This window comes from Rhodococcus sp. 15-649-2-2 (genome assembly GCF_002258645.1).
GTDB lineage: Bacteria > Actinomycetota > Actinomycetes > Mycobacteriales > Mycobacteriaceae > Rhodococcoides.
The window spans coordinates 279,790-301,370 of record NZ_NPFM01000028.1; the positions used below are offsets into that span (position 1 = coordinate 279,790).

The 21,581-nt window shown below is 65.4% G+C and carries 22 protein-coding genes; 15 read left to right on the plus strand and 7 right to left on the minus strand.

What is annotated here, in order from left to right:
* Window positions 1–2 precede the first annotated feature (2 nt).
* Genes cysT through CH305_RS19170 form a run of 3 tightly spaced genes read left to right on the plus strand, consistent with a single transcriptional unit; the run spans window position 3 to window position 2,742 of the window.
* Window positions 3–896, plus strand: coding sequence for a sulfate ABC transporter permease subunit CysT (cysT, locus tag CH305_RS19160; RefSeq protein WP_179278349.1), 894 nt, complete (start codon window positions 3–5; stop codon window positions 894–896).
* Window positions 893–1,693 carry a sulfate ABC transporter permease subunit CysW gene (cysW, locus tag CH305_RS19165; protein WP_094704604.1) on the plus strand — a complete coding sequence of 267 codons (801 nt, stop codon included), beginning with the start codon at window positions 893–895 and terminating at the stop codon, window positions 1,691–1,693. Before cysT ends, cysW begins: the two co-directional genes overlap by 4 nt.
* The gene (locus CH305_RS19170) at window positions 1,693–2,742 is read left to right on the plus strand and encodes a sulfate/molybdate ABC transporter ATP-binding protein (RefSeq protein ID WP_094704605.1); all 1,050 of its coding nucleotides are present in this window, start codon (window positions 1,693–1,695) and stop codon (window positions 2,740–2,742) included. Before cysW ends, CH305_RS19170 begins: the two co-directional genes overlap by 1 nt.
* Here the strand turns inward: CH305_RS19170 and CH305_RS19175 are convergent.
* From CH305_RS19175 to CH305_RS19195, 5 genes are read right to left on the minus strand one after another with little or no spacing between them, the layout of a single operon-like run.
* A complete protein-coding gene (locus CH305_RS19175; protein ID WP_094704606.1) occupies window positions 2,670–3,443 on the minus strand; it encodes a sirohydrochlorin chelatase in 774 nt (257 codons plus the stop codon). The genes CH305_RS19170 and CH305_RS19175 overlap by 73 nt on opposite strands.
* Window positions 3,440–4,744, minus strand: coding sequence for a sulfate adenylyltransferase subunit 1 (locus tag CH305_RS19180; RefSeq protein ID WP_094704607.1), 1,305 nt, complete (start codon window positions 4,742–4,744; stop codon window positions 3,440–3,442). The genes CH305_RS19175 and CH305_RS19180 overlap by 4 nt, the downstream gene beginning before the upstream one ends.
* Entirely contained in the window at window positions 4,744–5,688 is a 945-nt protein-coding gene (gene cysD, locus CH305_RS19185) for a sulfate adenylyltransferase subunit CysD (RefSeq protein WP_032402552.1), read from the minus strand. The genes CH305_RS19180 and cysD overlap by 1 nt, the downstream gene beginning before the upstream one ends.
* Window positions 5,685–6,395, minus strand: a complete 711-nt coding sequence (locus CH305_RS19190) for a phosphoadenylyl-sulfate reductase (protein WP_032379572.1) — start codon at window positions 6,393–6,395, stop codon at window positions 5,685–5,687. The genes cysD and CH305_RS19190 overlap by 4 nt, the downstream gene beginning before the upstream one ends.
* The gene (locus CH305_RS19195) at window positions 6,392–8,110 is read right to left on the minus strand and encodes a nitrite/sulfite reductase (RefSeq protein WP_037151270.1); all 1,719 of its coding nucleotides are present in this window, start codon (window positions 8,108–8,110) and stop codon (window positions 6,392–6,394) included. The genes CH305_RS19190 and CH305_RS19195 overlap by 4 nt, the downstream gene beginning before the upstream one ends.
* A 368-nt stretch (window positions 8,111–8,478) precedes the next feature.
* Here CH305_RS19195 and hemW point away from each other — a divergent pair, with 368 nt between their 5' ends.
* Window positions 8,479–9,690 carry a radical SAM family heme chaperone HemW gene (gene hemW / locus CH305_RS19205; RefSeq protein ID WP_094704608.1) on the plus strand — a complete coding sequence of 404 codons (1,212 nt, stop codon included), beginning with the start codon at window positions 8,479–8,481 and terminating at the stop codon, window positions 9,688–9,690.
* Window positions 9,691–9,735: 45 nt separating this feature from the next.
* Here the strand turns inward: hemW and CH305_RS19210 are convergent, their stop codons facing one another.
* Window positions 9,736–10,041 carry a type II toxin-antitoxin system VapB family antitoxin gene (locus CH305_RS19210; RefSeq protein ID WP_008715485.1) on the minus strand — a complete coding sequence of 102 codons (306 nt, stop codon included), beginning with the start codon at window positions 10,039–10,041 and terminating at the stop codon, window positions 9,736–9,738.
* 133 nt (window positions 10,042–10,174) lie between these two features.
* Here CH305_RS19210 and hrcA point away from each other — a divergent pair, with 133 nt between their 5' ends.
* The 8 genes from hrcA (at window position 10,175) to era (ending at window position 18,026) form a co-directional block, all read left to right on the plus strand.
* Window positions 10,175–11,218, plus strand: a complete 1,044-nt coding sequence (gene hrcA / locus CH305_RS19215; RefSeq protein WP_094704609.1) for a heat-inducible transcriptional repressor HrcA — start codon at window positions 10,175–10,177, stop codon at window positions 11,216–11,218.
* A gap of 98 nt (window positions 11,219–11,316) precedes the next feature.
* Window positions 11,317–12,474, plus strand: a complete 1,158-nt coding sequence (dnaJ, locus tag CH305_RS19220; RefSeq protein ID WP_094704610.1) for a molecular chaperone DnaJ — start codon at window positions 11,317–11,319, stop codon at window positions 12,472–12,474.
* 3 nt (window positions 12,475–12,477) lie between these two features.
* Complete coding sequence (locus CH305_RS19225) at window positions 12,478–13,251, plus strand: 16S rRNA (uracil(1498)-N(3))-methyltransferase (protein ID WP_094610089.1); 774 nt, start codon at window positions 12,478–12,480, stop codon at window positions 13,249–13,251.
* Complete coding sequence (locus CH305_RS19230; protein WP_094704611.1) at window positions 13,248–14,003, plus strand: S9 family peptidase; 756 nt, start codon at window positions 13,248–13,250, stop codon at window positions 14,001–14,003. The genes CH305_RS19225 and CH305_RS19230 overlap by 4 nt, the downstream gene beginning before the upstream one ends.
* Before the next feature lie 94 nt (window positions 14,004–14,097).
* Window positions 14,098–15,141 (plus strand): PhoH family protein, encoded by a 1,044-nt coding sequence (locus tag CH305_RS19235; protein WP_032402418.1) that lies wholly within the window; start codon window positions 14,098–14,100, stop codon window positions 15,139–15,141.
* A 47-nt stretch (window positions 15,142–15,188) separates the two neighbouring features.
* Window positions 15,189–15,731 carry an rRNA maturation RNase YbeY gene (ybeY, locus tag CH305_RS19240; protein ID WP_032379166.1) on the plus strand — a complete coding sequence of 181 codons (543 nt, stop codon included), beginning with the start codon at window positions 15,189–15,191 and terminating at the stop codon, window positions 15,729–15,731.
* A gap of 40 nt (window positions 15,732–15,771) precedes the next feature.
* On the plus strand, window positions 15,772–17,094 hold the full coding sequence (locus tag CH305_RS19245; protein ID WP_094704664.1) for a hemolysin family protein: 1,323 nt from the start codon (window positions 15,772–15,774) through the stop codon (window positions 17,092–17,094).
* Between the two features lie 17 nt (window positions 17,095–17,111).
* Window positions 17,112–18,026: a GTPase Era gene (gene era, locus CH305_RS19250; RefSeq protein WP_032379164.1), complete on the plus strand. Its 915-nt coding sequence runs from the start codon at window positions 17,112–17,114 to the stop codon at window positions 18,024–18,026.
* An 18-nt stretch (window positions 18,027–18,044) separates the two neighbouring features.
* On the opposite strand, the gene CH305_RS19255 is transcribed toward era, so the two are convergent.
* Entirely contained in the window at window positions 18,045–19,466 is a 1,422-nt protein-coding gene (locus CH305_RS19255; RefSeq protein WP_094704612.1) for an amidase, read from the minus strand.
* 73 nt (window positions 19,467–19,539) lie between these two features.
* On the opposite strand from CH305_RS19255, the gene recO reads away from it, so the two are divergent.
* Genes recO through CH305_RS19270 form a run of 3 tightly spaced genes read left to right on the plus strand, consistent with a single transcriptional unit; the run spans window position 19,540 to window position 21,563 of the window.
* Window positions 19,540–20,373, plus strand: coding sequence for a DNA repair protein RecO (recO, locus tag CH305_RS19260; RefSeq protein ID WP_008715506.1), 834 nt, complete (start codon window positions 19,540–19,542; stop codon window positions 20,371–20,373).
* Complete coding sequence (locus CH305_RS19265) at window positions 20,330–21,148, plus strand: isoprenyl transferase (protein WP_052058432.1); 819 nt, start codon at window positions 20,330–20,332, stop codon at window positions 21,146–21,148. Before recO ends, CH305_RS19265 begins: the two co-directional genes overlap by 44 nt.
* Complete coding sequence (locus tag CH305_RS19270) at window positions 21,141–21,563, plus strand: hypothetical protein (protein ID WP_052058431.1); 423 nt, start codon at window positions 21,141–21,143, stop codon at window positions 21,561–21,563. Before CH305_RS19265 ends, CH305_RS19270 begins: the two co-directional genes overlap by 8 nt.
* The last annotated feature ends 18 nt before the right edge of the window (window positions 21,564–21,581 follow it).

A 21,581-nucleotide genomic window follows, 5' to 3' on the forward strand; every position in this document is an offset into this window, starting at 1 on the left:
CGATGCCATCTTCGACTACCGAAGCCGCAACTGCGGGTTCGCCAGTCCCGCCCGGTACGAGACCTCGGTTTCGTGCCGGGCGGGAAGGCCGAAAGTTCAGGGGGCCTGGGTCGGTGGGGCCACTCGGTCTCGGGGTCGCCGTGCTGTGGCTCAGCGTCATCGTGCTGCTTCCGTTGGCCGCGTTGACCGTACAGTCGTTCGACGCCGGCCTCTCCGGATTCTGGGACGCGATCACCGAATCCCGCGCCATCGCCACGTTCAAGGTGACGCTTGTCGTCTCCATCGCGGCCGCGGTGATCAACCTCTTTCTCGGCACACTCATTGCATGGGTACTGGTGCGGGACGAGTTTCCCGGTAAGAGATTCGTCAACGCCCTGATCGATCTGCCGTTCGCCTTGCCGACCATCGTCGCCAGTTTGGTGTTGCTGTCTCTTTACGGACCGGCGAGTCCGATCGGGTTGGTGTTCAACGCAACCAAGCCGGCGGTCATCGTCGCTCTGCTGTTCGTCACGTTGCCGTTCGTGGTGCGTGCGGTGCAGCCGGTGCTGATCGAACTCGACCAGGACGTCGAGGAGGCGGCAGCCTCGCTCGGCGCGAACAACTGGACCATCTTCCGGCGCATCGTTCTGCCCGTGCTGCTCCCCGCGGTGCTGTCGGGCGGGGGACTCGCGTTCGCCCGCGCCATCGGCGAATTCGGCTCCGTGGTGCTCATCGGCGGAAATATCCCCGACGACACCCAGGTCGCCTCGCAGTACATTCGCGAGCTGATCGAGTACGACCGGCCGATCGACGCCGCGGCTATCTCGGTGGTGCTGTTGGCCATTGCGTTTGCAGTGCTGTTCGTCCTTCGCATCATCGGAAACCGGCTGGCCAGACGTGAGGAGCAGCTCTCGTGAAGATCAGCCTTCCGGTCAAACTGTCCCTGCGCGCGATCGCATTGATCTATCTCGCGGTACTCGTGCTCTTCCCGCTCGCAGCCATCCTGTATCGAACATTCGAGGACGGCGTCGTGTCGTTCTTCGAGCAGATCACTACTCCTGCCGCACAATCGGCCTTGCAACTGTCGCTGTTGATCGTTGCCATCGTGGTCCCGATCAACGTCGTCTTCGGCGTGGTCACCGCGCTGGCGTTGGTACGAGGGCGGTTCCGCGGTAAAGGCGTACTCGAGGCGATCGTCGATCTGCCGTTCGCGGTGTCGCCGATCATCACCGGTGTCGCGCTGATTCTGCTCTGGGGTGCCAACGGGTGGTTCGGAGGCGTCGAAAGTCTCGGCTTCAAGGTGATTTTCGCGCTTCCCGGCATGGTCATCGCAACTATTTTCGTGACGCTGCCGTTCGTCGTACGCGAAGTCGAACCGGTTCTCTACGAGATAGGCGAAGAACAGGAAGAAGCAGCCTCGACCCTGGGCGCAAGCTCCTGGCAGACGTTCTGGCGCATCACCCTTCCGGCGATCCGGTGGGGCCTGACCTACGGCGTCGTGCTCACCGTCGCGCGTTCGCTCGGCGAGTTCGGTGCCGTCATCATGGTCTCGACCAACCTGCCCGGTATCTCGCAAACACTGACTCTGCTGGTCAATTCACGGTATGAGGACTTCAATCAACAGGGCGCGTACGCCGCGTCCACGCTGCTGATGGCGATCGCCGTCATCGTGCTGTTGCTGATGACGGTTCTCGACAAGAAGAGGACGAAGTAATGACCGAGAAATCCTCCGAGATCGAGATCTCCGTCGTCGGTGCCAACAAGCACTACGGTGATTTCGCGGCTCTCGACAACGTCAGCATCGACATCCCCAAGGGATCGCTGACGGCGCTGCTCGGCCCCAGCGGCTCGGGCAAGTCCACTCTGCTGCGCTCGATCGCCGGCCTCGAACAACTCGACTCCGGTCGGGTGGTGCTCGCAGGCCAGGACGTGACGTGGGTCAGCCCGCAGCGACGCGAGATCGGCTTCGTCTTTCAGCACTATGCGGCGTTCAAGCACCTCACGGTGCGAGACAACGTCGCGTTCGGTCTGCAGATCCGCAAACGGCCCAAGGCCGAGATCGCCAAGAAGGTCGACGAGCTGCTCGAGATCGTCGGGCTGGCCGGCTTCCAGAGTCGCTACCCGGCGCAGCTCTCCGGTGGCCAGCGCCAGCGCATGGCACTGGCGCGCGCCCTCGCCGTCGACCCGCAGGTGCTTCTCCTGGACGAGCCCTTCGGTGCGCTCGACGCCAAGGTGCGCGCCGATCTACGGACGTGGCTACGTCGCCTGCACGACGAGGTGCACGTCACCACCGTTCTGGTGACGCACGACCAGGAGGAGGCCCTCGACGTCGCGGATCGGATCGCGGTGCTCAACAAGGGCCGGATAGAGCAGGTCGGCACCCCAGAGGACCTGTACGACCGTCCGGCCAACAACTTCGTGATGTCGTTCCTGGGCCAGGTCGCGAAGCTGAACGGACTCCTGGTGCGGCCGCACGATATTCGCGTCGGGCGCGATCCGTCGTTGGCGCAGGCCCAAGCCAGTGGTACCGCAGAATCGGCGGGGGTGACCCGTGCCGTCGTCCAGCGTGTGGTGCATCTCGGCTTCGAGGTGAAGGTAGAGCTCGAAAACGCGGCTACGGGTGAACTGTTCGCCGCGCAGATCACCCGAGGCGACAGCGAGGCACTGGGACTCCGCGAGGGCGAGACCGTCTACGTGCGAGCGACTCGGGTACCGACCATCGCCGACGCCACCGATTCGGCACGTGCAACGGCCGAGTCGTAGCGCTGCGATACCAGTTCGGCCAGAGCTGGGTGAGCCCCGATCACGTCGGCGTGCACCACGTCCGGTCGGTCCGACAGCGCTGCTTCGATCCGATCGGTGAGCAGTCCCGGAGCCAGGAACCACGGTGCCACAACGATGTGAGTGGCACCCATCGCACGCAAGTGCGCGACGGCGTCATCGGGGGACGGCTCGACGGACGTCGCGAAACAAGTCACGGCCCCGGCCCAGCCCGTCCCGGCGAGCAATTTCTGGGCGATCACTCGGGTGCGCTGATTCGCCTGTGACACCGAGGATCCGACCGCAGCCAATGCGATGCCCACAGTCGGATCGTCCAGTGCGACACCGGTATCGAGGATGCGGTCACGGACCGCCTCGATCAGGAGGGGGTCGTCGCCCAGCACGTCGGCCTGCACGATCGACACGTGCCGATGTCGGGTGCGTGCGTCGGCCAGCAGCTCCGGTAGGTCGACCTCGGCGTGAAAGGCCTTGCCCAGCAGCAACGGGACGCTGACGATGTGAGTGTGTCCAGCCTCGACCACGGCGTCGACTACGTGCCCGACGCCGGGCTCGGTGAGGTCGAGGAACGCGACGCGGACGTCCAGATCCGGTCGCCGCCGACGTAGGACGTCGACGGCGCGGTGGATCGCTGCGCCGGAGCGCGGGTCACGACTGCCGTGGGCAACCGCGATGAGTGCGGTCACGCCGGAACTGCCGACCCCAGCTCGACTGCAGCCAGAGCGTTGCCGACGAGCCCGGCGGCCAGTGTGTTGCCGCCCGCCGGATCGATGAGCAAGAAGCTGCCCGTGTGCCGGTTGACGGCGTAGTCGTCCGCCACGATGGGTTCGGCGACCCGCACCGAGATGCGGCCGATCTCGTTGAGCTCCAACGATTCCGGGCTCTCCTGTGCGGTGAGCTGCTGCTCGTCGAACCGCTCGATCAGAGTCCCGACGATGGCCTGGGTGGTACGGGTTCCGTGCTTGAGCAACAGGCGAGCGCCCGGGCGAAGCGGCTTCTCCGCGAGCCAGCACACGGTGGCTTCGAAATCGCCGATCGGCTCCGGTGCGTCCTGCGGGGAGGCGATGGTGTCGCCGCGGGAGACGTCGACGTCGTCGGCGAGGACGAGGGTGACACTGCGTCCGGCGTGAGCCGTACGCAGTTCGCCGTCCGCAGTATCGATGCGTTCGACTGTGGTTCGGGTGCCGGAGGGCAGGATGACGACCTCGTCGCCGACGTCGACGGAGCCCGCTGCGACCTGGCCGGCGTATCCGCGATAGTCGGGGAAGTCCGCTGTGCGGGGCCGGATCACGTACTGCACGGGGAAGCGCAGACCGACCCGGTGCGGTTCGGCGTCGACCGGTACCGACTCGAGGTGTTCGATGAGGGTGGGTCCGTCGTAGTACGGGGTCTTGTCGGACTTCACCGCGACGTTGTCGCCGTGCAGTGCGGACACCGGAATTTCGATGACGTCCTCGGTGGACCAGCCGAGCGAGGAGGTCAGCGAATTGAACTCTGCCGAGATCTCGGCGAAGACGGTCGCAGGGTCCTCGACCAGATCGATCTTGTTGACGGCGAGCACCAGGCGCGGAACGCCGAGGAGAGCCAGAACCGCTGCGTGCCTTCGGGTCTGGGTGATCACGCCTTTGCGGGCGTCGACGAGCAGGATGACCAACTGCGCCGTCGACGCGCCCGAGACGGTGTTGCGGGTGTACTGCACGTGGCCGGGAGTATCGGCCAGTACGAAGGAGCGATTGGGCGTCGCAAAGTAGCGGTAGGCAACGTCGATCGTGATGCCCTGTTCACGCTCGGCGCGCAGACCGTCGACCAGTAGAGACAGATCCGGTGTGGCCAGTCCCTTGTCCACCGACGCGCGAGTGACGGCGTCGATCTGGTCTGCCAGAACGGATTTGGTGTCGTACAACAGCCGTCCGACGAGGGTGGACTTACCGTCGTCGACGCTACCTGCGGTGGCGAGGCGAAGAAGCTGCGTTCCTGTGCTGCTCATCAGAAGTATCCTTCTCGTTTGCGATCTTCCATGGCAGCCTCGGACACGCGGTCGTCGCCGCGAGTGGCTCCGCGTTCGGTCAGCCTGGACGCGGCGACCTCGGCGAGGATCGCCTGGTTGTCGGAGGCTTCGGACAACACGGCACCGGTAGTGGATCCGTCGCCGACGGTGCGGTAGCGCACCGAGAGCGTCTGCAGCTCCTCGTTCTCGGCCGGTCCGCCCCACACACCCGGGGTCATCCACATGCCGTCGCGCTGGTAGACGGGGCGCTGGTGTGCGTAGTAGATGCTCGCCAGTTCCACGTCGTCACGCGCGATGTAGCGCCAGATGTCGAGCTCGGTGAAGTTGCTGAGCGGGAACACGCGCACCTGCTCGCCGGGGGAATGCCTGCCGTTGTACAGATTCCACAGTTCGGGGCGCTGCTTCTTCGGCTCCCACTGACCGAATGCGTTGCGCAGAGAGAAGATTCGCTCCTTGGCGCGGGCTCGTTCCTCGTCGCGTCGCGCACCGCCGAAGACTGCGTCGAATCTGTTCTCGGAGATCGCGTCGAGAAGAGGCACGGTCTGCAGCGGGTTGCGGATGCCGTCGGGACGCTCGGTGAGGCGGCCGTCGGCGAGGTACTCCTCGACGCTGGCCACGTGCAGGCGCAGGTTGTACTTCGCGACCACGTGATCGCGGAAGTCCAGCACCTCCTGCAGGTTGTGACCGGTGTCGACGTGCAACAGCGCGAACGGCAGGGGAGCGGGCCAGAACGCCTTGATCGCCAGGTGCAGCAGTACGGTCGAGTCCTTGCCGCCGGAGAACAGAATGACGGGGCGCTCGAACTCGCCCGCCACCTCACGGAAGATGTGGATGGCTTCGGATTCGAGTGCGTCGAGGGTGTCGAACCGATCTGCATCGAGATGTGTTCGACCGACGGTGGCCGAGGTGAGATCGAGTGTCATGAGGCGTGCAACCCACATTCGGTCTTGGCCTTGCCGGCCCATCGACCGCTACGTGGGTCGGCGCCGGGGGCTGGTTTGACGGTGCACGGTGCGCACCCGATGGACGGATATCCCTCGTCGACGAGGGGATTGACCAGAATCGAATGTTCGTCGATGTAGGCCTGCATCTGCTCGTCCGACCACGGTGCGATCGGGTTGATCTTCACCAGGCCGAAGGCGTCGTCGAAAGAGATGAGCGGAGCGTTGGCCCGGGTGGGGGCCTCGACCCGACGGATGCCGGTGACCCACGCGCTGTAGTTCGCCAGCTCCTTCTTCAAGGGCGCGACCTTGCGCATCGCGCAGCAGCGATTGGGCTCGCGGGCGAACAGGTCCTTGCCCTCGATCGAATCCTGTTCTGCGACAGTCTTCTCGGCGCGGGCGTTGACCACGTGAACGCCGTAGACTGCCTCGACGGCGTCGCGCGTTCCGATGGTCTCGGCGAAGTGGTAGCCGGTGTCGAGGAACAGCACGTCCACACCCGGGTGAACCTGTGCAGCGAGGTGAACGAGAACCCCGTCCTGCATGTTGGAGGCGACGATGAAGTCGTTACCGAAGTTGTCCTCGGTCCACTGCAGCAGCTCCAGTGGGCTGGCACCGTCGAGTTCGCGGGCACCGCGCTCGGCGATGTCCTTCAATTCCTCTACCGTCAAATTCAGCCTGGTACTCATCGCAAATCCGCCTCGTCTGCTCGCACGGCCCACTGAGCGAACCGTTCGCCGTCCTCGCGGTGCTTGTCGAAATTGCGCACCACTCTGTCGATGTAATCTCCCAGCTCGGAGCTGTTGACCTTGTGCTGGCGCAACTTCCGGCCGAACGCACTGTCCAGACCGAGGCTGCCTCCGAGATGAACCTGGAAACCCTCGATCTGATTCCCGGCCCCGTCGTCGACCAACTGACCCTTGAAGCCGATATCTGCGATCTGCGACCGCGCGCACGAGTTGGGGCAGCCGTTGATGTTGATCGTGATCGGAACGTCGAGTCGACTGTTGATGTCGGACAAGCGCTCTTCGAGCTCGGGGACGAGAACCTGTGAGCGCTTGCGGGTTTCGGCGAACGAGAGCTTGCAGAATTCGATGCCGCTGCACGCCATCAGGTTCTTGCGCCAGTGCGAGGGCCGGGCAGGCAGGCCCAGCGCATCGAGGTCGGAGATGAGCTGCTCGAGCGTCTCGTCCGGAACATCGAGGACGATCAGCTTCTGGTACGGCGTGAACCGGACGCGATCCGACCCTGCCTTCTCCGCAGCGTCGGCGACGGCGGCGAGGATGGTGCCGGACACGCGGCCCGCGATGGGTGCAACACCGACGGCGTTGAGCCCGTTCTTGAGCTTCTGGATCCCGACGTGATCACGGGGCCGAGCGGGCTTCTCGGGCGCCGGGCCGTCGATGAGCTTGCGGTGCAGGTACTCGTCCTCGAGGACCTGGCGGAACTTCTCGATGCCCCAGTCCTTGATGAGGAACTTCAGGCGCGCCTTGGTGCGAAGCCGGCGGTAGCCGTAGTCACGGAAGATCGAGACGACGCCTTCCCAGACGTCGGGAACGTCCGCGAGCGGAACCCAGACGCCGACTCGCTGCGCGAGCATGGGGTTGGTGGACAGTCCGCCGCCGACCCACAGGTCGAGGCCTGGTCCGTGTTCGGGATGTACGACGCCGACGAATGCGCAGTCGTTGATCTCGTGCACCACGTCCTGCAGGCCCGAGATCGCCGTCTTGAACTTGCGCGGCAGGTTGGAGTACTCCGGCTTGCCGATGTAGCGCTCGACGATCTCGTCGATGGCGGAGGTGGGGTCGAGGATCTCGTCGACGGCCTCGCCCGCGAGCGGGGAACCGAGCACCACGCGTGGGCAGTCGCCGCACGCCTCGGTGGTCTTCAGGCCGACGGCTTCGATCCGACGCCAGATCTCGGGGACGTTCTCGACCTCGATCCAGTGGAACTGCACGTTCTCTCGATCGGACAGGTCGGCGGTGTCGCGACCGAACTCCTGAGAGATTCCCGCGAGCACACGCAGTTGCTCCAGGTTCAGTGCGCCCGCGTCGCAGCGGATGCGCATCATGAAGTACTTGGCCTCGAGCAGGTCGATGTTGTCGTCACCGGTGAAGGTGCCGTCGTACCCCTGTTCACGCTGGGTGTAGAGGCCCCACCAGCGGAAGCGGCCGCGAAGGTCGCCCTTGTCGATGCTGTCGAAGCCCTGCTTGGAGTAGATGTTCTCGATGCGGGCACGCACGTTGAGCGGGTTGTCGTCCTTCTTGGACTGCTCGTTGGCGTTCAGTGGCTCCCGGTAACCCAGTGCCCACTGGCCCTCGGCTCGACGCTTGGTCGGCCGCGGCGTGCGCTCCCGTGGTGTGGCGGAGGCAGCGTCGGTGGTCGCGTCGCTGGTCGACGACATGCATTGCTCCTGCATCTTCTGTGCTGGCCGGCTTCCGTGCTGGCATTCTTCGGGTCGTCGCGCGAGGCGCTCGCGACACGAGTGGGAAGCCGGTGGATCGAATGGACGTGCTCGAAGGAGGCTGGGTCAGCAGCCGGTCGTGTGTCGACACGACGCGCTGCAGACACGGCCGAGATCGACATGGCGGCGCGCCACGAGTCGAATTCCTGAGTCGGTCACGGGTGCCATTGTGCCACGTCATCGGGGCGACGGAAGACCGCGGCGGCTATTTACCCCGATTTCGGGGTAAATAGGCTGGCAGGGCTGCTGCGATTGCTCTCGGCGGCGGGTGGGGAGAAGGGCCTGCACTCTCTGGGAGACTGGAGACCGTGAATACCGTCGTACCCGTCCCGTCCACCTTCGAGTTGCCGACCGAGGCGTTCGACGGCGTGGGGGACCGGACGTTCGGGATCTACGTGCACGTTCCGTTCTGCGCCACGCGATGCGGCTACTGCGACTTCAATACCTACACGGCTGGGGAGCTCGGTACGTCGGCGTCGCCGCAGTCCTGGTTGGAGGGCTTGCGCCGCGAACTCGACATCGCCGCGGGTCTCATCGAAGCGGGAACGGGTCGCGTTCCGACGGCCGACACCGTCTTCGTCGGCGGCGGCACACCGTCGCTGCTCGGGGGCGACGGGTTGGCCGACGTACTCGGGGCGGTCCGGTCGAGTTTCGGCGTCACCGACGGCGGCGAGGTGACCACCGAATCGAACCCGGAATCGACGTCTCCGGAGTTCTTCGATCGACTCCGCACCGCGGGCTTCACCCGGGTCTCGCTCGGAATGCAGTCCGCCGCACCGCATGTGCTCGCAGTTCTCGATCGCATCCACACGCCAGGTCGAGCGGTCGCTGCGGCGAAGGAGGCTCGCGCGGCCGGGTTCGAGCACGTCAACCTCGACCTCATCTACGGCACTCCGGGCGAGCGAGACAGCGACCTCGATCAGTCTCTTGCCGCCGTGCTCGAGGCCGGCGTCGACCACGTCTCGGCGTACGCGCTGATCGTCGAGGACGGTACGGCCATGGCCCGCAAAGTGCGCCGCGGTGAGCTGCCCGCCCCGGACGACGACGTGCTTGCGAGTCGATACGAACGCATCGACACGGCTCTGAACGCAGCCGGCCTTTCCTGGTACGAGGTGTCGAACTGGGCCACCGATGCCGACGCGCAGTGCCGCCACAACATCGGCTACTGGGACGGCGGCGACTGGTGGGGCGCGGGTCCGGGCGCACACAGCCACATCGGCGGCACCCGGTTCTGGAACGTCAAACACCCGGCGGCATACGCCGATCGCCTGGCCACCGGGGTACTGCCGGTGCACGGCAGCGAATTGCTCAGCGCCGAGGATCGACACCTGGAGGAGCTGATGTTGACCGTCCGACTCCGCACGGGAGTGCCGGTGAGCGTGCTCGGGCCGGCCGAGCGCGCCGCTGCCGAACAGGCGGTCGTAGACGGGTTGATGGCGGCGCGGGGGGACCATCTCGTGCTGACCGACCGAGGACGATTGCTCGCCGACGCGGTAGTGCGCAGCATCGCAGCGGCGTAGCGCAGACCTACTCAGGCACTCAGCGTTTCCAGGACCTTCGTACCCTCAGGCACCCAGGGCGTCGTAATCGAACACTCTGGCGTGCAACACCGTTCGGTTCCGCAGTGCTGCACGCACGGCTCGGTGCAGACCGTCTTCGAGATAGATGACGCCGCGGAATTGCACGGCGTGGGGGAAGAGGTCGCCGTAGAAGGTGGAGTCCTCGGACAGCAATCGGTCGAGTTCGAGCACCTTTGTCGTGGTGACGATCTCGTCCAGACGGAGCTGGCGTGGCGGGATTCTCGACCAGTCGCGGATGGACAGGCCGTGCTCGGGGTACGGCTTACCGTCACGAACACCCTTGAAGATCATCGCGAGGCCTGAGCCGCTGGACCGAATCGAAAGAACGTTTCCACCCGGACCACAGTAAGGCCTTGCACGAGCATGCGTGCCTCGGCTACTAGACTCGAGCGACGATTGGAAACGAGAACGGAGGTGGGCACCGATGTCGAGCACCGACGACAGGCGGTTCGAGATTCTACGAGCGATCGTGGCGGACTACGTGTCCACCCAGGAACCCGTCGGTTCACGGGCGTTGGTCGAGCGACACAACCTCGGCGTGTCGAGTGCCACCGTGCGCAACGACATGGCTGTGCTCGAGGCCGAGGGGTACATCGCTCAACCGCACACCAGCTCCGGACGGGTACCGACCGACAAGGGGTATCGCCAGTTCGTCGATCGGATCGCCGACGTCAAGCCGCTGTCGGCGGCCGAACGCCGGGCCATCCTGGAATTCCTCGAGAACGGCGTCGACCTGGACGATGTACTGCGGCGCGGCGTCCGACTGCTGGCTCAGTTGACTCGTCAGGTTGCCGTGGTGCAGTACCCCACACTGTCGGCGTCATCGGTTCGGCACCTCGAGGTGGTGGCGCTCACCCCGGCTCGGTTGCTGCTGGTGCTCATCACCGACTCGGGTCGGGTCGATCAGCGCATCGTCGAGCTCGGTGACGTCCTCGACGACGAGAACCTGTCGCAGCTGCGTCGCCTGCTCGGCAGCGCGCTGGAAGGAAAGCGACTGGCCGCCGCGTCCGTCGCGGTGGCCGAACTCGCCGAGAACGCTCCGGCCGGGCTGCGGGACGCCATGATCCGATCGGCCACGGTGCTGGTTGAATCGCTGGTCGAGCACCCCGAGGAACGCCTGGTACTCGGCGGAACGGCGAACCTGACGCGCAACGCCGCGGACTTCGCCGGCGACGCGGGGTTTCCCGGATCGCTCCGAGCGGTACTCGAGGCGTTGGAAGAGCAAGTGGTGGTGCTCAAACTGCTCGCAGTGACGCAGGACACCCGCACCGTGACCGTGCGGATCGGTGAGGAAACGCAGGTCGAGGAGATGCGTGGAACGTCGGTGATTTCCACCGGCTACGGGTCGGCTGGCATGGTCCTCGGAGGAATGGGTGTTCTGGGGCCGACCCGGATGGACTACCCAGGAACAATTGCATCGGTCGCCGCGGTTGCCAGGTACATCGGCGAGGTCCTGGCCGAGCGCTGAGACGAGCGAGAACCGATCGAAGACCGGCAGCGGGGGCACGGGCCGCCGGCACGCAGCATCAACGAACGAGATTCATCTTCTAGGACGAAAGAGACGACGTGGCACGGGATTATTACGGGACTTTGGGCGTCGGCCAGCAGGCGACTGACCAGGAGATCAAGCGCGCCTACCGAAAACTGGCGCGAGAACTGCACCCGGACGTCAATCCGGACGAGGCCGCACAGGCCCGGTTCAAGGACATCTCCACCGCCTACGAGGTGCTCTCCGATCCGGAGAAGCGTCGCATCGTCGACCTCGGCGGCGACCCGCTGCAGCAGGGCGGCGGAGGCGGCGGCGGTGGGTTCGGTGGAGCCGGATTCGGCGGTGGCCTGGGGGATGTTTTCGAGGCATTCTTCGGCGGCGGTGCCGGTGGGGCCCAGCGCGGGCCCAAGGGGCGTGTGCAGCCGGGAGCGGATTCGCTGCTGCGGACCAAGCTGACCCTCGACGAGTGCGCCACCGGCGTGACCAAGCACATCACCGTCGACACCGCGATCCTGTGCGACCTGTGCACCGGCTCGGGCACCAACGGCGACTCCAAGCCGGTTCGGTGCGAAACCTGCGGCGGTGCCGGTGAGGTGCAGTCGGTGCAGCGCTCGTTCCTCGGCCAGGTCATGACCAGCCGCCCGTGCCCCACCTGCCGCGGTGCAGGCGAGACCATTCCCGATCCTTGCCGCAAGTGTGGCGGCGACGGGCGGGTGCGCTCGCGTCGCGACATCTCGGTCAAGGTTCCCGTCGGCGTGAGCAACGGCATGCGGATCCGTCTTGCCTCGCAGGGTGAGGTCGGCCCGGGCGGTGGCCCCGCGGGAGATCTGTACGTGGAAATCGTCGAACAGCAGCACGAGGTGTTCGTCCGCGACGGCGACGATCTGCACTGCACCGTCCGAGTTCCGATGGTCGACGCCGCACTCGGCACCTCGGTGAACATCGATGCGATCATCGACGGGCCTACCGAGATTTCGATAGGACAAGGCACACAACCGAATTCGACGACCGTGTTGCGCGGGCACGGTATGCCCAAGCTACGTTCCGGTATTCGCGGTGACCTGCATGCCCACCTCGAGGTCATCGTGCCGACCAAGCTGGACAGCAAGCAGACCCAACTGCTCGAACAGCTCAAGTCGATGCGAGATCGCGACTCGGCCGAGGTCGTCACCACCGGTTCCGCACACAGCGGTGGACTGTTCTCGCGGTTGCGGGAAGCGTTCAGCGGTCGTTGATCCATGGCCCCCACGGTCTTCTATCTCTCGCCGCTGCCGAAGGTCGGCGATATCGCCGTGCTCGACGGTAAGGAGGGGCATCACGCCGCGACGGTGCGACGCATTCGCGTCGGAGAGCGGGTGCTTCTCGGTGACGGCGCGGGCGGCTTGGCCGATACGGTCGTCGTCGCAGCGGAGAAGAACCGACTGGAACTGACCGTGCAGTCGCGCAGCGAGATGCCGCGTCCCACTCCGGTGGTGACGCTCGTGCAGGCATTGCCGAAGGCGGACCGATCGGAACTCGCCATCGAGCTGGCCACCGAGGCAGGCGTCGACGCTGTTGTGCCCTGGCAGTCCGCGCGCTGCGTGGCGCGCTGGGAAGGACCCAAGGCGATCAAGGGCGTCGCACGGTGGCGCAGTACTGCGGCCGAGGCAGCCAAGCAGTCGCGTCGGGCATACATCCCCGAGGTCTCCGACCTGCACGATTCGCGTGCCGTGTATGCCCTGGTCGGCGCGATCATCGCGCGCGGCGGGGTTGTTGCCGTGCTGCACGAGGGTGCCACCTCGGCGTTTCGGGACCTGCCGTTCGACTCGGTTCCCGAGGTTGCGCTCGTCGTCGGACCCGAAGGTGGCCTCGACGACCGGGAAGTTGCTGCTCTCACCGAAGCCGGGGCGACCCCGGTGGTGCTGGGACCCACGGTGCTGAGGACGTCGACGGCAGGAGCCGTGGCACTCGGCGCGCTGGGGGTGCTCACCTCTCGCTGGACGCAACTGCCCCCGGATTTTCGGAACGCATGAGCGCACGGATCAAGATTGCCTACGGCGATCATGCCGAGCAATTCGGCCATCTCTATCTGCCGCCCGAGCCCGTCGATGCGTCGACGCCGGTCGTCGTGGTGATACACGGCGGATTCTGGAGCGGGCAGTACGGATCGAACCTCGGCACCCAATTCGCGCGCGCTGTCGCGGCAGCCGGGGCGGTGGCGTGGAACATCGAGTACCGACGCGTCGGCGCAGGTGGGCACTGGCCGGAGATGCAGTCCGACGTCCTCGCAGCTCTCGACGTCGTTGCCGGTGCGGTGCAACACCACGCCCCGGCCGGCATCGACGACGTTCGCGTCATCGGACACTCCGCAGGCGGACACCTGGCAGTGTGGCTCGGCGGCGAAACGAGTACGACAGTGCGGCCGTCGCGCATCGTCTCGCAGGCCGGCGTCCTCGACATGGAGCCGCGTGGTGCGTCGGGTCGAACCAATCCGGCGGTCGAGGCGTTGCTGCAGGCTCGATACGAGGACGACCCCGCGCTGTACCGATCGGCCTCGCCTGCTGCCCGTGCACCCATCGGTATCCCGACGATCTGCCTGCACGGGTCCGAGGACGTTCAGGTCCCGGCGGTGCAGAGCGAGCGGTACGTCGAGACGGCGAGAGCAGCCGGAGACGACGCGCGGCTGACGATGGTCCCTGGCGAGGACCACTTCGCGTTCCTGAACCCGGATTCGCGGTGTTGGGCACTCTCGCTCGACGCCGTGCTGGGCGGAAGCGGCGAGTAATAGGAATGCGCATCGATGCTGCGGCGTTAAACTTCATTCGAACACCGCCCCATGTCTCCACAACCGAAACAAGAGAGCAGGCCATAGCCACCACGTGAGTGAACACAGCGAATTTCCCGCCGAGCGTGATGTTCGGTCCACCTTGGAGCTCGCCCCCGAAGCAGTGATGCCACTGCTGGGACAGTCCGACGAGAACCTGCGGGCGCTCGAGCAGATGCTGACGGCAGACATCCACGTACGAGGAAACGCCGTGACGCTCACCGGAAAAGTGGCCGACGTGGCGCTGGCCGAACGGGTGATCTCCGAGTTGGCCGCGCTCGCCAAGCGCGCCCAGCCGCTGACTCCCGACGCCGTCCGCCGCTCGATCGCCATGCTCACCGAGGGCGTGTCGGATTCGCCGGCCGAGGTCCTGAGCTTGGACATCCTCTCGCGTCGCGGCAAGACGATCCGGCCCAAAACGCTGAACCAGAAGCGGTACGTGGACGCGATCGACTCCAACACCATCGTGTTCGGCATCGGACCTGCCGGTACCGGCAAGACGTACCTCGCGATGGCCAAGGCCGTTCAGGCATTGCAGACCAAGCAGGTCAGCCGCATCATCCTGACGCGTCCGGCAGTGGAAGCGGGGGAGCGCCTCGGCTTTCTGCCCGGTACCTTGCACGAGAAGATCGACCCGTACCTGCGCCCGCTGCACGACGCGTTGCACGACATGATGGACGACGAAGCGATCCCCAAGCTGATGCAAGCAGGGGTCATCGAAGTCGCCCCGCTCGCCTACATGCGCGGCCGCACGCTCAACGACGCGTTCATCATTCTCGACGAGGCGCAGAACACCACGGCCGAGCAGATGAAGATGTTTCTGACGCGTCTGGGGTTCGGCTCGAAGATCGTGGTCACCGGCGACGTCACCCAGGTCGACCTTCCGGGTGGCGCAAAATCGGGATTGCGTGCCGCATCCGAGATTCTCACCGACCTCGACGACATCCACTTCGCGCAGCTCACCAGCAGTGACGTGGTGCGGCATCGCCTGGTCTCGGAAATCGTCGACGCATACGAGCGCTTCGAGTCGGCATCGGAAGGTGTGATTCCCAACCGCGAGCAACGCCGCAGCGGTGGACCGCGTTCGGCGAGAAGATGATTCAGGTGTACGAAACGACAGGCAACGAGAGCGTGGGTAGTGGCTAGATGAGTATCGAAGTGTCCAACGAGTCGGGGATGGACATCTCCGAACCCGAGCTGGTCTCGGTCGCACGGTTCGCGATCGCCGGCATGGACGTGCATCCCGCCGCGGAACTGTCGATGGTGCTGGTGGATTCGGCCACGATGGCGGACCTGCACATGCGGTGGATGGATCTGCCCGGCCCCACCGACGTGATGTCGTTTCCGATGGACGAGCTCGAGCCGGGCGGTCGTCCCGATGCGCCCGAACCCGGACCGGCCATGCTCGGCGACATCGTGCTGTGCCCGTCGTTCGCTGCGGATCAGGCTGCTGCTGCGGGCCATTCGCTCGAGCACGAGCTCGCATTGCTGACGGTGCACGGAGTGTTGCATCTGCTCGGCTACGACCACGCCGAGCCGGACGAAGAAAAAGAAATGTTCGAGCTGCAGAACCGTCTGCTCGCCGAATGGTACGAGGATGCCAGGCGCGCCGAGCAGGCCGCAGAACAGGCTGCTCGCGATGCACGGTTGCTCGGAAAAGCCGGTTTCGTCGACGGTGTCGATCGGTGATGTGCCTGTTCGGACCGGTCGAAGTGCGGGGTTCCGACGCGTGAGCAGTGCTGTTGCACTCATCGTTTTCGCTGTCCTTCTGGTGCCTCTCGGTGGAATGTTCGCCGCCGTCGATTCCGCGCTGAACACGGTGTCGCGTGCGCGGATCGACGACATGGTCAAGGACGAGCGACCCGGTGCCACCGGACTCGTCGTTGTGGTCGCCGACCGTCCTCGCTACGTCAACTTGATGGTGCTACTGCGCATCCTGTGCGAAATCGGCGGCACCGTCCTGCTCGCGGGCGGCCTGACACAGCTGATCGATTCCACGACGGCCCTGGTCATCACCGCAGTGGTCATGGTGCTGGTCAGCTACGTCGTGATCGGTGTCGGACCGCGAACCCTCGGCCGGCAGAACGCGTACTCGATCGCTCTCGCGGCAGCGTTTCCGCTGCGCGCGCTCGGGTGGCTCCTCGGACCGATCAGCAGGCTGCTCATTCTCATCGGTAATGCGATCACCCCGGGTAAGGGATTTCGCAACGGCCCGTTCGCATCCGAGATCGAACTGCGCGAGTTGGTGGACATGGCCCGCGAGCGCGGCGTCGTGGCCGACGACGAGCGGCGGATGATTCAATCCGTGTTCGAGTTGGGGGACACCTCCGCCCGTGAGGTCATGGTCCCGCGGCCCGAGATGGTGTGGATCGAGTCGGACAAGTCGGCCGGCCAAGCCACGTCGTTGGCTGTACGCAGTGGGCACTCGCGCATCCCGGTGATCGGCGAGAACGTGGACGACGTGGTCGGCGTCGTCTACCTCAAAGACCTTGTGCAGCAGACGTATTACTCCACCGATGGTGGCCGCGGGGTGCAGGTGTCCGAGCTGATGCGTCCGGCTGTGTTCGTTCCCGACTCCAAGGCACTCGACAGTCTGCTCGCCGAGATGCAGCGCGATCGAAACCACATGGCCCTGTTGGTCGACGAATACGGAGGCATCGCAGGCCTGGTGACCATCGAGGACGTCATCGAGGAAATCGTCGGTGAGATCGCCGACGAATACGACTCCGACGAAGTTGCGCCCATCGAGGAGCTCGACGACGGACAGTATCGGGTGTCCTCGCGAGTGCCGCTCGAAGACCTCGGCGAGATCTTCGGGATCGAGATCGAATCCGAGGAGGTCGACACCGTCGGCGGACTGCTCGGACACGAGCTGGGCCGCGTGCCGCTGCCCGGTGCTCAGGTGATGACCCACGGACTGCTGCTGCGCGGTGAAGGTGGGGCCGACCCCAAGGGGCGCGTCCGCATCACCACCGTGCTGGTCGAAAAGATCGAACCCGACGAAGAATCCACCGAGGACGACGACTCGTCGGACGTCACTCACCAACACTGAAATCTGGAGGTGCTCTTTTGTCCGAGCAGAACAACGGTGAGTTCCGATCCGGATTCGTCTGTTTCGTGGGCCGACCCAACACCGGCAAGTCCACCCTGACCAATGCGTTGGTGGGGTCGAAGATCGCCATCACGTCCTCGCGTCCGCAGACGACGCGGCACACCATCCGCGGCATCGTGCACCGCGAGCACGCGCAGTTGATCCTCGTCGACACACCTGGATTGCACCGCCCCAGAACGCTTCTGGGGCAGCGACTCAACGATCTGGTGCAGGACACGTACTCCGAGGTCGACGTCATCGGCCTGTGTATCCCGGCCGACGAGAAGATCGGACCGGGGGACCGATGGATCCTCGAGCAGGTTCGCCACATCGCCCCCAAGACCACCTTGATCGGCATCGTCACCAAGATCGACAAGGTCAAGAAGGAACGCGTCGTGCAGCAGTTGATGGCGCTGTCGAAGCTCCTCGGCGACTCCAGCCACGTGATTCCGGTATCGGCCGAATCCGGTGAGCAGGTGGAGAAGCTGGTAGATCTGCTGGCGTCGGAACTGCCACCGGGACCGGCGTTCTACCCCGACGGTGAGCTGACCGACGAGCCGGAGGAAATCCTCATGGCCGAGCTCATTCGGGAGGCCGCGCTCGAAGGCGTCCGCGATGAGCTACCTCACTCGCTGGCCGTTGTCATCGAAGAAGTCGTGCCCCGCGAGGGTCATGACAACATGCTCGATGTGCACGCGATTCTCTACGTCGAGCGGTCGAGTCAGAAGGCCATCATCATCGGCAAGGGCGGCTCACGACTCAAAGAGGTCGGCACGGCGTCGCGATTGCAGATCGAGAAGTTGCTCGGCACCAGGATCTATCTGGACCTGCACGTGAAAATCGCCAAGGACTGGCAAACCGACCCCAAGCAGATGGGCAAGCTCGGCTTCTGACCTTCCCAGGTGAGCAGACTACGAAGTTTCACTCACCTGGGTCCACCACGGTTCGGGGCGCTTGCGGTGCCACTGCAGCACGTTCTCGAGTTGAGCGGCAACCGACACCAGCAGTGGCTCCGATGATTCGTGTCCCATCAACTGCAGTCCGATGGGAAGGCCGCTCTTCGTCAGACCCGCGGGGACGTTCACGCTGGGCCAGCCCAGGACATTCCACGGCCACGTGTAGGGGCAATGCTCGGTGATGACCCGATCGGTGTCGGTGTTGGAGATGCCGTCGATGGCGTCGACCCGAGGCGGGGGAGTTGCCGTGGTCGGGGCGAGCACGATGTCGTAGTCGTCGAAGAACCGGCCGATGCGGCGCCCGATGCGCGGTTCGGCCGCGCGGGCTGCGCGCAACGGGGCTCCGGCGAGGGCCCGGCCGCTCTTGGCGTTGGCTCGGGTCCTTGGGTCGGCGAGGGCCGGATCGGGAAGGCGATCGAGCCACGTGGCAACGCCTGCCAGCGAGCGCGGTAAGAAGTTGAGCCCCAGCAACATTCCGTATGCGGGATCGTCGACGACCACCTGGTGTCCGAGCAATCGCAGCACCGCGGCCATCTCGTACGCCGCGGCCGCGATCTCCGGGTCCAGCGGGGCAGGCGTCGGGATGAACGGCTTGCGCAGGCTCAGCGCTATTCGCAGCGAGCCGGGGTTGCGTCCGACAGCATCCGAGACGGTCAACGGAGCCGGGCGATGCAGATCGCCGTCGTGGCCACCGGAGACCACGTCGAGGAGAAGAGCGGCGTCGGCCACCGTGCGCGCGAGCGGGCCGATGACGGTGATGCCGTTGAAGGCCTCGGCGTCCGGCCACGTCGATATCCGTCCCCGTTGCGGCTTGATGCCCACGAGATTGGTCCACGACGCCGGGATCCGAACCGAGCCGGCACCGTCGGAACCCAGTGCAGCCGAGACCAATTCGGCAGCCACCGCTGCAGAACTGCCACCCGAGGAGCCGCCGGGGGTGCGCTCGCGGTCCCACGGATTACGGGTGTGTCCGAAGGTGCCGCCGGTGAACGGCCATTGGCCAAGCTCGGGGCTGTTGGTCTTGCCCACGATCACCGCTCCGGCCGCGCGCAGTCCGCGCACCACCTCCGAGTCTGCGGTGGCAGGCGGAAAGGGCCCGGCGCAGCCGAAGGCGGTGGGCTCGCCGGTGACATCCACATCGTCCTTGACGGCGATCGGAACGCCGAGCAGGGGCGCGGTTCCACCGGCGGCGCGCAGTCGATCCGCCTCGGCGGCCTCGGCGAGTGCGGCGTCGCGGCGCACTATTCGGAAGGCGTTGAGAGTGGGTTGGCTCTTCTCGATCCGGTCGAGTGATTCGGTGACCGCCTGTACCGAGGTGATGCGACCCGACGCGAGTGCGGCGGCCTGGGCAACGAGAGTCGACCGATGAAAATCCACGTTCGCACAGTATCGACTTCTCTCCAGCGCGGGAAGCGGCCACCGATGCGGCACCCGTGGGAGACTGGAAGCCGTGAGGCCATACCGTGACAACGCAGTCGTCCTGCGCCAGCACAAGCTGGGTGAGGCCGACCGCATCGTCACGTTGTTGACCAGGGAGAACGGTATCGTACGGGCCGTCGCCAAAGGGGTGCGTCGTACCAAGTCCAAGTTCGGTGCACGGCTGGAACCGTTCGCGCACATCGACGTACTGCTCTATCCGGGACGCAACCTCGACATCGTCACCCAAGTGCACACCGTCGACGCGTTCGGCGGAGACATCGTCGCCGATTACGGCCGCTACACCACCGGTTGTGCCGTTCTCGAGACCGCCGAACGACTGGCGGGCGAGGAGCATGCACCGGCGCAGCGACTGCATCAGCTGACCGTCGGAGCGCTTCGAGCGCTTGCCCAGCACGTCCGCCCTCCCGAGCTGGTGCTCGACGCTTATCTGCTGCGCGCCATGGGCTTCGCCGGATGGGCACCCGCACTGACCGATTGTGCGCGCTGCGCCGCAGTCGGGCCACATCGCGCATTTCATGTCGCCGCCGGTGGAGCGGTGTGTGTGCACTGCCGCCCGCCCGGATCGGCGACGCCGTCGACCGGGGTCCTGGATCTGATGGTCGCGCTCGAACGAGGCGAGTGGGACTACACCGTCACCACCTCCGATGCGGTTCGCAAGCAGGCCAGTGGGCTGGTGGCGGCGCATCTGCAATGGCATCTGGAACGACAATTGCGCACACTTCCACTCATCGAACGCTCGCACCCGCATCAGGTGCCGCTGGCGCAACCTGACTCCGTGTTCGCCGATACCGTCGGGCAGGATGGGGACCGTGATTCGACGACGAGAGCCGCAACCCCGGCCTGACGGACAGTCGGCAGTGCGCCCTCCCGACCCGCACCCGTCGGGCGCTCGGCCGCCGATTCTGCAGCCGGAACTGATACCTCGCCACGTCGCCTTGGTGATGGACGGCAACGGTCGGTGGGCGCAGGATCGCGGTCTGCCGCGCACCGCGGGGCACGAGCAGGGCGAAGCGGTGCTCATGGACACCGTCTGCGGATGTATCGAGATCGGTGTGCAGTGGTTGTCCGCGTACGCCTTCTCGACGGAGAACTGGAAGCGCAGTCCCGACGAGGTCAAGTTTCTGATGGGCTTCAACCGTGACGTCATTCGTCGTCGACGCGACGAGATGAACGAGATGGGCGTCCGGGTCCGCTGGGCCGGTCGGCGACCCAGGTTGTGGGGCAGCGTCATCAAGGAACTCGAAGTGGCCGAGGAGCTGACGAAGCACAACACCGTGATGACTTTGACGATGTGCGTCAATTACGGTGGGCGTGCCGAGATTGCCGATGCGACAAGGGAAATTGCCCGACAGGTTGCCGCAGGCAAGCTGAACCCCGAGAAGATCACCGAGGCAACCGTCGCGAAGTACCTCGACGAAGCGGATATGCCGGACGTGGACTTGTTCCTGCGACCGTCGGGGGAGCAGCGAACGTCGAACTTCCTGCTGTGGCAATCCGCATATGCGGAGTTCGTGTTCCAGAAGAAGCTCTTCCCGGATTTCGACCGCCGGGACCTGTGGGAGGCGTGTATCGAATTCGCTTCGCGTGATCGACGATTCGGCGGAGTGAAATATGAGTGACGAAGTACAGGGTATCGACAGCTCCGGTGAGTTGACGTTGCAGACGCGGGCTCGGCTGGCGCTGTCTCAGTTCGCCACGGTGACCGTCGGCGAGGAGGGGTCACTCGGTTTCGACTACGCCGGTGCCCTGTGCTCGTTGCGGGCCGTACAGCTCTCGCCCGAACTCGAGGTGCTCTCGCTCACCGCGGTGTTGGCGTGGGACAGGCCGCTCAAGGCGGCGCTGCACAAGAAGGTCTCGGACCGCAATGCGGATTCGCAATTCGGCGCGATCTCCGTCAATACTCACGACAAGCTCGCAGATGTGTTGCTGCGCTACACCTTTCCGGCGAACGGGCTGGACGACGAGGCCATGTTGACGATGCTGATCCTGGTGCTCGCCGGCGTCGAGAAAGCACGGGAAGGCCTGCTGCCCTGATCGGTCAGCTAAGGTATG